The organism is Pantoea sp. Lu_F5_004 (assembly GCF_051136245.1).
GTDB lineage: Bacteria > Pseudomonadota > Gammaproteobacteria > Enterobacterales > Enterobacteriaceae > Pantoea > Pantoea agglomerans.
The window spans coordinates 1,379,779-1,394,310 of sequence record NZ_CP194946.1; the positions used below are offsets into that span (position 1 = coordinate 1,379,779).

Consider the following 14,532-nt stretch of genomic DNA (forward strand, 5'->3'; position numbering starts at 1 on the left):
AAAATTAGTATCACATGATATAGTACATTGGTTCTTTAAAAACGATTTTATTATCACTTTCCATTTTTTGAATAACGGATGTGATAATTCCTTTTAAAGTACCACTTGTAGCCTTGAAGCCCATGGCCCTTGATACAGAATTGACCAACTCGTCCTGGGTAGCACCGAAGCTTTTATTGATAATCTCAATGATTCCTGCCTCCATTTCCTTATTAGATATGTTTTCCGACTTTCTTAATCCTGCTGATTTAACATTCGTTCTATCTCTCAATGTGATTGAAAGACTATCGTTGTATAAAAAGTCATCTTCCAGGCAAAATGAGGAATTTGAGGTTGTAATTTTTATTGCATCTTTAACAATGGCTTCAATACGAGCCCCTGCACGTTGTAAACCCCATGCTGACCTGACACGTGTAATCACTTCATTCACATGAATTGGGGCTTCCACAAGAACAATTTGCTCAACTACCTTGGCGAGCACGCCAACTGGGGTCTCATGAATCTGGAATCTTGTGTCAACGTCAGGAACTGCCTCAACATATGCCACAGTTTCATTGAAACTGCCTTCATTTGTCTCTAGACCAATCTCTGTGACAGTCTCTCTTTCTACTGTCACTATCTCGACAGGTACAGCTCTTGACCGGGATAAAGAAGTTTCAGAACGATTTTCAAGCTCTTTCTTAGCCGCCTGAATAGCAGAGAGAGTTTTCTGTAGTTGCTCTTCGGGGCGTTGGAACCAATCGGTACTCCAAATCCTGTGAATGATCCAACCATGGTCCTCAAGCACTGCCTGACGTAGGCGATCTCTTTCTCTTGAAGAGCGGGAAGAGTGGTAAGTCATACCATCGCATTCAATCCCGATAAGGTAGCGGCCCGGCATATCAGGGTCGGCAATAGCTAAATCAATAAAGAAGCCTGCTATACCAACTTGAGGGTGGACCTGGAAGCCTTCTTTTTGCAGAGCATTTGCAACCTGTTCTTCGAACACACTGTCCATTGCACGGCCACTTTGTTCTGCAACTGACAAGCGTCCTGTTCTTGCATATTGCAGGAAAAGTTTAAAAGCGAATACACCTCTGCCTTTAGCTCTTTCAAGATCGATATCTTCGTCAGTGATTGAGGCATAAACTTCGCAACGCCTTTTGGCTCGACTGATAAGAACGTTCAGGCGTCTTTCACCACCCTCTGCTCCAAGAGGACCAAATCTCATTGCCATGTAGTTTTGTGGATTTCTGGCATATCCAACAGAAATGATAATGACGTCGCGTTCGTCACCCTGAATGTTTTCAAGGTTTTTTACAAAAAACGGTTCGCTTGGGTGTGCATAGAAAAAGTCCTCGAACTCAGGGTTCAACCTGCGAAGCACTTCAAGCTCGTCCTGAATACGCTTTCTCTGGGTAACAGAAAAGGTAGCAACACCTAAAGATAAATGAGGGTGGCTTCTTGCATGTTCGAGAATTGCTGTTGCTACGCGTTTTGCTTCATTTGCATTGCTTCCAGATTCGAATACGCCATCTTCAACTTTATGGAAACGTAGGCCCATACCTGCTTCTTGTGTATAGGGGCTGGGAACTATAAAAAGCTTGTTTTCATAAAACTGACTATTCGAAACAGCAATCAATGACTGGTGACGACTTCTGTAATGCCAGCGAAGCATTTTTTGAGGCAACCCTCTGGCAACAAAAAGTCCCAGTATGCTCTCAATGTCTGCGACTTGTGCTGAGTCTTCATCATCCTGCTCATCTGCGGAACCTGTCATTTTGGCGAAGAAAGAAGTTGGAGGTAACTGACGTTCGTCTCCGACAACAACTATCTGCTTACTACGTGCAATAGCTCCTAATGCATCTACAGGTTGGATCTGACTGGCTTCATCCATTACCAGTAAATCAAACGACTGCTTACCCGGCACTAAAAACTGGGCAACTGACAGAGGACTCATCATCATAACTGGCTTTAATGCCTGAATAGCTGCACCAGCTTTTGTCATGAGTTGTCGAATCGCCATATGACCGCGTTTGCGTGCCATCTCACCCCGCAGTACACCCACAGGGCCTACGCCAATTTTAGAGGGAATTGCTCTGTGGTGAGCTCTTACGACTTCAAAACTTGAAGCTTTAATTCTTCGCAGATCCATCTCAGCGAAGCTTGCTACTCTTCTTGAATGCAAATCACCATCAAAACGAGCCAGTTCTGGCTCATCTTCGACCATTAAAGACAGAATTGAGTCGAAATAAGTTCTGTCAAAAGTACCTAGTAAACGTTCGGAGGAAAGAACTCCACTACTCAAATCGGAGATTAATGGATAAATACCAAATGTTTTCGCCAGCTCTACACGGTTTTGCCAAGCAACCCATTTTGAAAGTTGTTCAGAATTATCTATCCAAAGAGTAATCTTGTCATAGACTAAATTAAATGGAATTTCATGAACATTTTCATTTTTGAAAATTGCTCCATAGGAAGATTTAAGAGAAGTAATCACTGATGTGAGTTTGGCAAACTGCGCTTGAATAGACTCACTCAAACTTCTTGATTTATGAACTAAACCCTGTCTGTCATCTATTTTAGACGCTAAGATTCTTAAGTCGTCATTTGATTCAATCCAGGAATGAGATTGAAGTAACAGATCCCAGTCACTGTTTTCTTTCAACCATAATGGATACATGGTTGACTGAGCCAAATTATCGAAAGTATGAATGATATTCATTTTTTGCTGGGCGCTTGATAACAAGCTCAACAATTCAATACGATCAGAAACAGAGGATTCATTGTTGGCGAAAACATCTTTATACGCGGAGTCCATAGTGCTTAGCATATCAGACTTTACAAGGAGTGATTCCAGTGGAAGGCTTTTAACGGAATAGTAGTTATCAAAATACTCTTCTGGCGTGGCTCCCAATGAATCCCAAAGAATACGGCTTTCATCTAAAACTTCATGGGTGAGTTTTTTAAGCTGACTCACTTGATATGCTAAGGCGTCTTTGTTGGAGAGGCGACTTGCAATTATTCGGGCTTCAGAGTTGATACCACGTAAGGTACGCATCCATTCTACAAGTGATTTCAGCAATTCACTATCGCTATTCTCACCTCGCCAGTCTGAACCAAATGCAGACTGTCCGAACTCATTCAAATCAATGATGGATTTTCTTAATTTCTGTGCTTTTATCAACAGATCGAGGTACTCAACCTGTTGAGGGATCGTCAAACCTTTATCATTTATCAATGAAAGGGCAAGCTTTTTCGACTTTCGCCATTCGCTATTAAGGAATTTTAAAGCGCCAGTGTTGTTTTCAAGGCTGTTTCGTGTGCTTTCTACATCTGTTTCCCACGCCTTTTCAACAAAGATGAGATTGACTTTTTCTTTATAAATACTAAGTTGTTTAATATCTGCAACCAGACTTGCCGCTTTTTCAATACCACCTTCCCAGACAGTGGCAATGAATGCTTCTGGACTCACATTTGGAGCTTGAGTAATACTTTCACCCAACTCAATAAGACTTTCAATCTCACTTAAATTCGAGAATCCGATTTTAGAACCCAACTCCTGCTGCAATCTTGAAGACTCTTTTAAGATTCTAGGTGTAAGTGTCTTCAGTCTATAGGCAGTAGTAAAAGCATTAATATTAATATTTACAGGTAATTTACGATAATCTTCTGAAAGGCTGTCGACCTCGGTGTTGAATTTATCTGCATGTAATTCTTTTTCAAGCTTGCTGTAGAGCTCTTTAAATGAGAATCCAGTTTCAATTAACGTCTTTGTCTCATCTTTAGAAGTGGCCCATAATGGCGAACTTAATGATTCAGGTGATAAATTAGGCGCTGAGTTAATTAATTCAGCTATTAGAATGAATTCCTGTAACTCTTTTAATGAGCCTATATGATAGGCTTCATTGGTAAGTTTAGAAAGATTGATAGACTCTTCAATAGAATCTGAAAGTTCAGACTTCAGGTTCGTTAATGAGGCAGTGAGTCTTTCAACTTCACTAGGAAGTATCTCAGTTCTATCGATACCATTCCATGGGTGTGAATCAGGAATGCCAATATCACTTATCCTCTCAATTAATTCATCAATAAGTGCATGTCTTTTGGAGAAATCGTCGTTACTCCATGATTCATACCCGCTAAGCTTATAATCGTTAGGGTCAAAACCTGATTGTCTGAGACGTACCAGTTGCGCCATAACCTTATATGGCGTTAAGCCTGATGGCATGTACGTTTTATGAATCCTTACGGGGTGATTGTTGAGGATATCTCGGCTTTCTGTGAGATTATTGACTAATGTATCTGGAAATTCTCCTCGAGGTGAACCAAGTTCCCAGACTCGCTTCAGTTCTTCAAGGAATGCTCTTTTGTTGGTTTTATTGCTATGTAGCTCTAAACAAGCATCTCCAACACCCGCCTGATCAAGTCTGCGCTTAACTACTTCAAGGGCCGCCATCTTTTCAGCTACAAACAATACTTTTTTACCGTCTGCGACTGCTGAAGCTATGATGTTAGCGATTGTTTGAGATTTACCAGTCCCTGGGGGACCCTGAATAACCAAGCTTTTACCATTACGTACTTCGTGAATGGCAAGAGTCTGTGAGCTATCACTGTCCAAAATATGAAGCATTTCTCGGGGGGGAATGACTGAGTCAATTACAATGTCGTCAGAGATTAACTCTCCACCAGAGAAGCCTGTTTCTAAAAGACATTTTATTGATTCCTGATCTGTGATTTTTGAATCCGAAGGCCAGTTATCAGGATCTAAATCTGTATACATCATAAATTTAGCATAGGAAAACAGACCTAGATTGACTTCATTTTCTAATACTTCCCAACCTTCTTTCAATGATATAGCTTGTTTTATATCTGCGAAATAATTCGTTAAAGAAAAATCCTCATCGATACTCAGGGGAGGTAGGGTTATTTGGTGAACACGGCTGAGGAATGTCTCCAGCGACAGGTTGCTAATGATGTCCTCATCCCTGACTTTAATTTTAAAGCGTTCTCCTGCTTTTGCTCGCATTAATTCAACTGGTAACAATAAAATAGGGGCATGGCGTATGTTTGCTTTATTATTAGGATCTATCCATTTAAGCGATCCTAGAGACAGAAACAGGATATTTACGCCTTGTTCTTCTTCAAGGGTTTTTGAGTCATAATATAAATCTAATAGCTTTTTTTGTAATGTTTTTGGCGTGAGCTTGGTCTGGAGTTTTGTATCATTGTGGTTGGTTTCGGAGTCATCTAAGAAAATAATATCTTCAGACTCTGAGTCTGTCTCACTGTTCTCATTGCTTTCATCTGTCTTTTTATCTTCTCGACCATGAAGAAAAGTGAACGGCTTGCCTTCTTCAAAAAGCATCTTGAAGAGAATGTCAGACCTTTCATTAACTACTTCTAAAAATTTTGTAGTTTTTGATTTTGGTATGTTAAGTAAACGATTTCTAGCTGTCAGATCGAGTAACTCTGCTCGCGACTTTTCAAGTTTCTGGCTGAGTGACAGATTGGAGTTTTTGTAAAGTGAGCCTTCTATTTCGTCCATTACGCATAACCTTTGAATTGAAGATTTTACCTTGCATATCAGTGCATTATCACTTTATAGCTAGGTAGCTAAAATTTTTCTATACATATTAGAATGTTTTGATATGAAAATTAAGAATTTTCTAATCAATATTGATTATTGTTTTTTTACTTCTTAAAAATCAGTAGCTTAAATAATAGCGTTAAAGCCACAGCTAGGGTGAAAGTAGTTTGATATAAGTAAGATTGATGCTTTGGTGTTTTAAAGGTCAGAAAATAGGTAGCTAAGGTGCAGGTAATTTATACCCACACAGCATAACGTTATGAAAAAGTTTTGGTTGGGCTTAGAAAATTTTATTCCTAACGTAGATACAGATACATTATTAGGTAATTTATTGAATGCTTTAAGTGGCTACCAGGAACTGGTTTCCAGATATAACTAAAGTAAATCTGCACAAGCATCTGTTTTTATTATAGAATTTTGAGGGGTGACTTTCAAATACTGGTAATAGTGCTTGAAGCGAGTTAGATAAGACTCCAGTTATGTTTGTTTACTACTCAGATTATGTGTCTAAACCCAGCTGGATTCGAGTGTAACCCTCCAGCCAAGTAATACGATACTCAGATAGTATTACGGTCAGAACGGGATTTAGCATTAGTTGTATCTATATTCATCTTGCTATGAACTCTTAAAAATTAGACCTTGATCAAATCCCCATCAGTTTGTCAAAAGATCTCTTGATATAGCCAACTATTGCTCATATTTTGGACAGAAGCGTTCCCTCTTAAAAGTTCACAGGAGAATTTCTATGGCACTCAAGCCTGGTCCGAAACGTATTGCTGACTCAACAGGTCAACCTGACCAGCGTCAGCGTGATAACAAGAAAACTCCGGGAAATAATCCAAAGGTAAAGCCTAGTAAAAATTCCAAACCATAGTAATATTTCTAAGTAGTACATAATAAAAAAGCCTTTTGGGGCTTTTTTTATCTACATAAAAGACAAATAAAAAAACCTTCAATGCCAATCTAAGCCAGAGTGAATGCTATAATTACCGCTTGCTGACAGTTCAACATATCCCCCCCACCAAGCCATCATTTCTCTTCGTTGATCAAGATACTGAGAACGGTTGTAAGCTCTCCTGACCTCATTGGTATCAATGTGAGCCAGTGCTGCTTCAATGACGTCAGGTTGAAATCCCTTCTCGTTGAGAACAGTTGAGGCTATGGATCTCATACCATGCGCAACAAGGATATCTTTGAAGCCCATACGTTTCAGCGCCATGTTTGCCGTCTGACTGTTCATTGGTTCTAGGGGATTGCGGTAACCGGGAAAAACGTGTGGTCTATGCTGGCTGATTGGCTTCATAACTTCTAGCACAGCAAGTGCCTGTTCAGACAGCGGTACAATATGCATACGTTTCATTTTCATGCGCCCAGCAGGAATGTGCCATTCCTTTGTCTCGAAGTTGATCTCATCCCAGCGTGTCATCGCCGCTTCTGCCGGTCGTGTCATTGTAAGGAGCTGCCATTCGATGAGACAGCGCGTCTGTTTGCCAATACTCGCAAAGGCGAGATTCTTCATAAGCAGAGGTAGCTGTTCAGGTAAGAGGGCGGGGCGGTGTTTTACTTTTGGCTTATGGAACGTCTTACCGATTTTAGCCGCTGGGTTTGAAGTCACTAAGCCAGAGTTCAAAGCGTAATCCATAATCTCATTAATACGCTGACTCAACCTTTTAACAGTTTCGAGTCTGCCTGCCGCATGAGTTGGGCTAAGGGATCCAATGAACTGTTGGGCTGTAATGCTGGAAATAGGTATAGAGCCAATATGTGGGAACACATATTTACTCATTGAACGCCAGATATCGTTAAGAGTGTGAGTTGTTAATCCTGCTGCCTCTTTGGTCTTAAACCACTCAGCTGCAACTTTTTCAAACGTACTTTCACTCACACTCTTCTGACGAAGTTGCTCTGCCTTTTTGTGCTCTTGAGGGTCGACATCTTTGCTGAGAAGAGCGCGGGCTGATTCACGATTTTGGCGGGCTTCGGAAAGCGAAACGGAAGGGTATGAACCAAAGCTGATCATGGCCCGTTTACGAGTGAAGGGTTTGTAATAACGAAACCGCCAGAGTTTTGAGCCTCCGGGAGTTACCTGCAGTTCCAGACCGTCCCCGTCATAAAGAACCAATGCTCGTTCAGCAGCTTTGGCGTTCTTCACTTCGGTATTGTTTAAGGGCTTGGTCTGTCTTGCCATGAGCAGTCTCCATTCTGTTCCTCGGAAGGCTTAGGCATATCAAAAGGCAGTCTTAGAAACGTATGCCCATGAGTATGCCTAAATCAGGTGGATTCCACTGTATCAATCAGGATTTCACTAGACAACAGAAAAACAGCAGGTTTCAACAACCTACTGTTTAAACTGTTTTTTATGGTTCTCTCTGGACTTCACCAGACAAAACGTTGGGAGAATTTGGTCGGCACGAGAGGATTTGAACCTCCGACCCCGGACACCCCATGACCGTGCGCTACCAGGCTGCGCTACGTGCCGAACACTGGAGGATTAGTCTACTGGTTATCACCATTAATGCAAGATACCTGCAGACTATTTGCCTGATTATTAATCAGTTAGCGATAAAGCGCTTCTCTTCAGTTAATACCTGCAACAGCAGCGCCAGTTCTGGCTTGTGATCTTTCAGGGCGTTGCCCTGCGCATCATAAGCGCGATAGCTGCCGTTGTTGTTGAGTACCAGCGTCACCTGCGGCGTGGTAATCACCAGCTTATTCTCTTCGCTGCTGACGACCCAGTCATGGCGACGGCGCGCAGCAAACAGATCTTCACCCTGAGAGTAGTTCACCGGATTGGTCCGCACATGCAGCAGTCGCTGCATCAGCGTCGACATTACATCCTGATGATCAGAAAGGCGATCAACGGTCTGTGCGGGCGTATCAGGCCAGTGAATCACTAACGGCACCTGCAGCGTCTGGCGGTTTCCGGCGCTGTCAGGATTGCCATCCAGTGCCAGTCCACGCTGCGCCGTAATCACCACCACCGTGTTCTTCAGTAAATCACGCGCCTTCAGGCTGCTGAGCACCGCGTGGATCTGCTCATCAACGGCAGGAGCCTGGCGCAGATAGCTGCGCTGACGCGCTTTTGCACTGTCGCCGGTGACGTCCGGGCCGTTCAGGGCAATCCATGAGAACCACGGCGCCTGTGAACCGTTCTGTTTCTCCAGCCAGTTCTGCCATTGCGCCACAGTACTGGCGTTGGGCTGGCTGGTGGTTGCTGGCAGTGAATAATCAGTCAGCAACGCCTGTCGGTAGAGCGGCGGATTAAAGCCTTCTGAGGAGAAGAGGCCAAACTGATAACCCTGGGTGCTAAGCGCGCCCAGCAGTGCCGACGGCGTTCGGGAAGCCAGAATACCGTTCATGTAGCTGGATGAGATCCCATAGAACAGGCCAAACAACCCTTTCTCCGGCGTATCACCCGCGCTGTAGTGCTGAGTAAAACGCACGTTCTCGCTGGCGAACTGATTAAGTTCCGGCAGCGCTTTGGCCAGCGTGGCGTTGTTCAGACCATCTACCGTCAGCACCAGCAGGTTGTTGCGTGTGCCGGCATCACGGAAAGTAATCTCGCTCAGCGGATACTCCACCGCCACTGCTTCCGGATCGCCCTGCTGAATCAGCCGGCGCTGATACTCCTGCGCATCCAGCAGACCATGACGCTCAAGGAAGCGGCGGGCGGTCATCGGGTAGGAGAGCGGCAGGTTGGCACGCTGCATGGTAATCGGGCGATAGAAATTCGCATCGGCCCAGATATACATCAGGTGGCTGGCAAAGAAGGCGCTGATAAACAGGGCGGCGACAGGCTTGCCAAATGAACGGCGATTCAGGCTGCGAAGCTTTTGCCAGCTCCAGGTCGCAAACAGCATCTCAACCAGGAAAATCAGCGGCACGCTGATAAACATCAGCTGCCAGTCGCGCGCCATCTCGCTCTGATCAGGGTTAATGACCAGCTCCCACACCACCGGATTCAGGTGCAGGTGGAAGCGGCTGAACACCGCACTGTCGACCATCACCAGCGTCAGCCCGGCGGTAGCGACCACCGCGGACAACACCCGCATCAGCCGTTGCGACATCACCACAAAGGTCAGCGGGAAGATAATCAGCAGATAGGCGGCAAAAACGACAAAACTGAAGTGGCCAACCCAGCTGGTATAGGCGTAGATGCGCCCCGCCAGCGAAGAAGGCCAGTCGGCGACCAACAGGTAGCGACTGCCTAAAATCAGCGCGAATAAGATGTTAAACAGAGCAAACCAGTGACCCCAACTGATCATCTGGGAAACTTTTTCGCGGTAGCGCTGCCGGTTGGTTACCATATTATGAAGTCAAATCAGCCAATTAATGGGCGTTATCGTCACGCACAGACGCCTGAAGGGCATCGGCGAAAGATCGTGCCAGTGAACGACGTTGCGCCGGAGCGACATCGCTGTTAATTAAGTTGGTCACCATATTTCCCAGAACCATCAGGGAGAGATCGGTGGGGGCTTTGTCCTTGTGCAGGATTTGGGCCATTTCCGCGAGGAGTTGTTCCACGCGTTCGTCACTGTAACGGGATGATTGTGCCATATCGTCGTCTAAGCTCATTTCAAAAGGCGATATATTACCGGAACAGCGCACTTTTTACCGCAATTTTATCGAAAGCAGCACGTTCGCTATACGCATGGAGTTGAAAGCCGATGCTGGCGGTGTTTGAATACGCGCCTGTGCTAAAAGGAGAGTCTACCATGAGTCTGGATATCGACCAGATTGCCCTGCATCAGTTAATTAAACGCGATGAAAACCAGCTTGAACTGGCGCTGCGCGATTCGCTGCTGCCTGCCACCAACACGGTCAACGCGATGGTGGAGGAGTTACACCGGGTCTATAGCGCAAAAAGCAAAGCCTATGGTCTGTTCAATGCAGAGAGTGAACTGGCAGAAGCGCTGCGTAATTGTCGTAAGGGCAACGATGATTTTCTCGCTTTTAGCCGTGCCGCGACCGGTCGTCTGCGCGATGAGCTTGCAAAATACCCCTTCGCTGAAGGCGGTGTGGTGCTGTTTATTCACTACCGCTATCTGGCGGTGGAATACCTGCTGATTGCGGTGCTGAACAGCCAATCCAGCATGCGCGTCAACGAGCAGATGGATATCAGCAGCACCCACTATCTTGACATCAATCATGCCGACATCGTGGCACGCATCGATTTAACCGAGTGGGAAACTAACCCGGAATCGACCCGTTACCTGACCTTCCTGCGTGGACGCGTCGGACGTAAAGTGGCTGACTTCTTTATGGACTTCCTGGGTGCCGAAGTGGGATTAGACACCAAGGCGCAGAACCGCGGTCTGTTGCAGGCGGTAGATGACTACTGCAACGAATCGGAACTGGATAAGCAGGAGCGGCAGAACTATCGCCAGCAGGTCTACAGCTACTGCAACGAGCAGTTGCAGGCGGGCGAGGAGATTGCGCTGGAAGAGTTGTCGAGCGAACTGCCACCGCTGGGTGAAAAAACGTTCCAGGCCTTTACCCAGGAGCAGGGGTATGAGCTGGAAGAGAGCTTCCCGGCGGATCGCAGCACTCTGCGCCAGCTGACGAAGTTTGCCGGAAGCGGCGGGGGCCTGACCCTGAACTTCGATGCGATGTTGCTGGGCGAACGCATTTTCTGGGATCCGGCAACGGACACCCTGACGATTAAGGGCACACCACCCAATCTGCGCGATCAGCTGCAGCGCCGTACCAGCAGCAAATAAAAAAGCCGGGCTTAGCCCGGCTTTCATTCCCTGCACGCGGCGATCATTTTCACCGGGCAGCGCCAAAAGAAAAGGGCCGGTTTCGCAACCGGCCCTTCTGCTTTCAACGAAGTTCGCGATTAAGCGCGAACGAAGTCGATGTGAAACAGTTTTGGCTTGAACGGGTGACGCTGAACAGCCTGAACTTTCACTTTAGTTTCTTTACCGTCAACTGACAGGGTCAGCACTTCGTCGTAGAAACCTGGCTTAGATTGCAGGTTCATTACGGAGTCGTGATCCAGGTCGATGGCAACAGCCGCTTCAGAACCACCGTAGATGATGGCCGGGAAACGGTTTGCTGTACGCAGGCGGCGGCTCGCACCCTTACCCTGCTCTTTACGTTCTACTGCATTGATAGTGAGCATTAATATATCTCTTTATTTAATTCCTGCTACAGGCGACCCAGTAACAGGCAGGTTATTCAATACCGCTGATGCACATGCAAAAGCGGGCGGCAGTATAGCCGTTATGCCGGGTGGTAGCAAACGATATACCCGCCAGCCGGGTTCGGCATCCGGTTAGCCGGACCCGATAGCGCTCATTAGCGCAGCTCATTGGCGCGGCGATAGCGCCCCTGATAATCGAACATTTTTTCGCGGATCTGCCAGAACTGACCTTTGGCCCGCGCCACCACAAAGTCGGGATGACGCAGCAGCGGCTGCAGCGCCAGCACGTCAGCGGCGCTCTGCCAGCCCAGCGGCACGCCGGGCGCGCGCTGATGCGGGCGCATAAAGAGCTGTTCAAACGCTTTGCGCTGGGCCGGTGTCTGCAGACGAAACCGTTCGCTGACGCTGGTGCCTTCCTCGTCATAATAGGTCGCCTTGAGCCATTCACCTTTGGCGTCACGGCCCTGTTCCAGCGTCATGCCGCCACAGCGCAGCACCAGCGCATCTTTAAGTTTCAGCGCCGCTTTAAGCATATCGTCAGGATCGACCAGAATTTTGTCGCACTGGTGACAGCGCCGGGCGGCAATATCATTCTCTGCGCCGCAGTCGGGGCAGCTTTTGAAGCGGAAACGGAAGTCACACTGTTCGCGCGCGCCCTCATCATCTTCCAGCACGCCCTGACAGCGTCGGCCAAAATGCTCGATAACCATGCCATCTTCGGTCGCCTTGCCCCAGAAGGTGTTGGCGAACCCGCAGGCGGGACAAAAAACCTGTACTGGCTGATTGTCGCTGGCCCCTTTGGGCGCGCCGACTTCGGGCGTAAAGAGATCGTGCGGATTACCGGCATAATCAAGAATCAGACAGTCGGTTTTGCCGGGCGAGAGCCGCAGGCCGCGTCCGACGATTTGCTGATAGAGGCTGACCGACTCGGTCGGGCGCAGAATCGCAATCAGATCAACGTGGGGGGCATCAAACCCGGTGGTCAGCACCGCCACGTTAACCAGGAATTTCAGCTGCTGCGCCTTAAAGGCCAGAATCAGGGCATCGCGCTCTCTGGCAGGCGTTTCCGCTGACACCAGCGCGCTGTTAGCGGGCAGCAGCCGCAAAATTTCATGCGCATGCTCCACCGTTGAGGCAAAAATCATCACCCCCAGCCGATCTTCAGCAAACTCCACGATCTGACGGATAATATGGGGCGTCACGCGCTGCTGCTGTTTCAGTTCACGATTAAGATCGGCTTCGCTGAACAAGCCGCTGCTTTGTGCCGTCAGGCGGCTGAAGTCATACTGCACCACCGGCATATCCAGTCGCTCCGGCGGCACCAGAAACTGATGCTTAATCATGTAGCGCAGCGGCAGTTCATAGATACAGTCGCGAAACAGCGATTTTTCGTCGCCACGCACCATGCCGTGATAGTGGAACTGATAAATCCAGCCTTTACCCAGCCGGAAAGGGGTGGCGGTCAGGCCCAGTAAGCGCAGTTGCGGATTATGCTGACGCAGATGATTGAAGATCTGCTGATACTGACTCTCTTTATCATCACCGATACGGTGGCACTCATCGACAATCACCAGTGAAAAGGCGCTGTCGAACTGGTCGAGGTTACGCGCCACTGACTGCACGCTGCCAAACACCACTTTGCGCTGACTCTCTTTACGCTGAAGTCCGGCGGCAAAGATATCCGCCTCCAGCCCGTAAGCCTGATATTTACTGTGATTCTGCGCTACCAGCTCTTTGACGTGCGCCAGCACCAGCACCCGGCCACGCGCCAGCCGTGCCAGCTCGGCAATGACCAGGCTCTTTCCGGCTCCTGTCGGCAGCACAATGACTGCAGGCTGTTGATGACGACGGAAATGCGCCACGGTGGCATTCACCGCATCCTGTTGATAGGGGCGTAAGGTAAAAGACATGATGCTCACTTTTGCAAAACTGGGGGTAATTATGCCATGAAAGTGCGGTAAACGCGCTGTCAGGCTGGCGCGGATCACGTTATACTTCCCGCACATTTTCAACGGTTAACCAGGCCGTTTCAGATTCCCTCCGCAGTAACAGGCAAAACGAATTCATGCGACTCGACAAATTCATCTCTCAGCAACTGGAAATCAGCCGCGCCATCGCCCATCGCGAGATCCGTGGCCAGCGTGTCACCGTTAACGGGGAAATCGTACGCGATACCGCGTTTAAACTGCTGCCCGACCACGAAGTCGTCTATGACGGCAACGTACTGCAGATGCAGACCGGTCCACGCTACTTTATGCTGAACAAACCGCAGGGTTACGTCTGCTCAACCGACGATCCCGATCATCCCACCATCATCTATTTCATTGAAGAACCGATGTCATTCAAACTGCACGCGGCGGGGCGTCTTGATATCGACACCACCGGACTGGTGCTGCTGACAGATGATGGCCAGTGGTCACACCGTATTACCTCGCCACGTCATCACTGCGAGAAAACCTACCGTGTGACCCTGGAATCGCCGGTCAGTGACGATACCGCCGCACAGTTTACGGCGGGCGTGCAGCTGCACAACGAGAAGAGCCTGACTAAACCGGCTCAACTGGAGGTAATCACCCCGACAGACGTCCGGCTGACACTGAGCGAAGGCCGTTATCATCAGGTAAAACGGATGTTTGCGGCAGTAGGCAATCGGGTCCTTGAGCTGCATCGCGAGCGCATCGGCGACATCGTACTGGACGCCGATCTGGAACCGGGCGAATATCGTGCGCTGACAGAAGAAGAGATCGCCAGCATCGGTCTGCCGAAAGAGCTGCAGACAAAATAACCGACGGGCCGGGCGGCCCGCATCACGACCATAAGG

Annotated in this window: 8 protein-coding genes and 1 tRNA gene; 2 read left to right on the forward strand and 7 right to left on the reverse strand. The window is 47.7% G+C overall.

Annotated features, from left to right (window positions below; genetic code table 11):
- Positions 1 to 10: 10 nt before the first annotated feature.
- The 5 genes from ACR8BN_RS06450 to ACR8BN_RS06470 form a co-directional block, all read right to left on the reverse strand.
- Entirely contained in the window at positions 11 to 5,524 is a 5,514-nt protein-coding gene (locus ACR8BN_RS06450; RefSeq protein ID WP_434747429.1) for a DUF3320 domain-containing protein, read from the reverse strand.
- A gap of 994 nt (positions 5,525 to 6,518) precedes the next feature.
- Positions 6,519 to 7,754 (reverse strand): integrase domain-containing protein, encoded by a 1,236-nt coding sequence (locus tag ACR8BN_RS06455; RefSeq protein ID WP_434747430.1) that lies wholly within the window; start codon positions 7,752 to 7,754, stop codon positions 6,519 to 6,521.
- Positions 7,755 to 7,968: 214 nt separating this feature from the next.
- Positions 7,969 to 8,045, reverse strand: a tRNA-Pro gene (locus ACR8BN_RS06460).
- Between the two features lie 73 nt (positions 8,046 to 8,118).
- On the reverse strand, positions 8,119 to 9,873 hold the full coding sequence (gene yejM / locus ACR8BN_RS06465) for an LPS biosynthesis-modulating metalloenzyme YejM (RefSeq protein ID WP_311977569.1): 1,755 nt from the start codon (positions 9,871 to 9,873) through the stop codon (positions 8,119 to 8,121).
- Positions 9,874 to 9,895: 22 nt separating this feature from the next.
- On the reverse strand, positions 9,896 to 10,123 hold the full coding sequence (locus tag ACR8BN_RS06470; protein ID WP_010248348.1) for a YejL family protein: 228 nt from the start codon (positions 10,121 to 10,123) through the stop codon (positions 9,896 to 9,898).
- A 158-nt stretch (positions 10,124 to 10,281) separates the two neighbouring features.
- Between ACR8BN_RS06470 and yejK the strand changes: the two genes are divergently transcribed.
- A complete protein-coding gene (yejK, locus tag ACR8BN_RS06475; RefSeq protein WP_010248346.1) occupies positions 10,282 to 11,286 on the forward strand; it encodes a nucleoid-associated protein YejK in 1,005 nt (334 codons plus the stop codon).
- A gap of 119 nt (positions 11,287 to 11,405) precedes the next feature.
- Here the strand turns inward: yejK and rplY are convergent, their stop codons facing one another.
- Together rplY and ACR8BN_RS06485 are read right to left on the reverse strand one after the other, a co-directional pair.
- Positions 11,406 to 11,690: a 50S ribosomal protein L25 gene (gene rplY / locus ACR8BN_RS06480; RefSeq protein ID WP_003854168.1), complete on the reverse strand. Its 285-nt coding sequence runs from the start codon at positions 11,688 to 11,690 to the stop codon at positions 11,406 to 11,408.
- Between the two features lie 176 nt (positions 11,691 to 11,866).
- Positions 11,867 to 13,621: a DEAD/DEAH box helicase gene (locus tag ACR8BN_RS06485; protein ID WP_039388604.1), complete on the reverse strand. Its 1,755-nt coding sequence runs from the start codon at positions 13,619 to 13,621 to the stop codon at positions 11,867 to 11,869.
- A gap of 155 nt (positions 13,622 to 13,776) precedes the next feature.
- Between ACR8BN_RS06485 and rsuA the strand changes: the two genes are divergently transcribed.
- Complete coding sequence (gene rsuA, locus ACR8BN_RS06490) at positions 13,777 to 14,496, forward strand: 16S rRNA pseudouridine(516) synthase RsuA (protein ID WP_010248342.1); 720 nt, start codon at positions 13,777 to 13,779, stop codon at positions 14,494 to 14,496.
- Positions 14,497 to 14,532 lie beyond the last annotated feature (36 nt).

Coding starts and splice junctions, on each gene's coding strand:
- ACR8BN_RS06450 (WP_434747429.1), bottom strand. CDS start 5,524: ATGGACGAAATAGAAGGCTCACTTTACAAAAACTCCAATCTGTCACTC.
- ACR8BN_RS06455 (WP_434747430.1), bottom strand. CDS start 7,754: ATGGCAAGACAGACCAAGCCCTTAAACAATACCGAAGTGAAGAACGCC.
- yejM (WP_311977569.1), bottom strand. CDS start 9,873: ATGGTAACCAACCGGCAGCGCTACCGCGAAAAAGTTTCCCAGATGATC.
- ACR8BN_RS06470 (WP_010248348.1), bottom strand. CDS start 10,123: ATGGCACAATCATCCCGTTACAGTGACGAACGCGTGGAACAACTCCTC.
- yejK (WP_010248346.1), top strand. CDS start 10,282: ATGAGTCTGGATATCGACCAGATTGCCCTGCATCAGTTAATTAAACGC.
- rplY (WP_003854168.1), bottom strand. CDS start 11,690: ATGCTCACTATCAATGCAGTAGAACGTAAAGAGCAGGGTAAGGGTGCG.
- ACR8BN_RS06485 (WP_039388604.1), bottom strand. CDS start 13,621: ATGTCTTTTACCTTACGCCCCTATCAACAGGATGCGGTGAATGCCACC.
- rsuA (WP_010248342.1), top strand. CDS start 13,777: ATGCGACTCGACAAATTCATCTCTCAGCAACTGGAAATCAGCCGCGCC.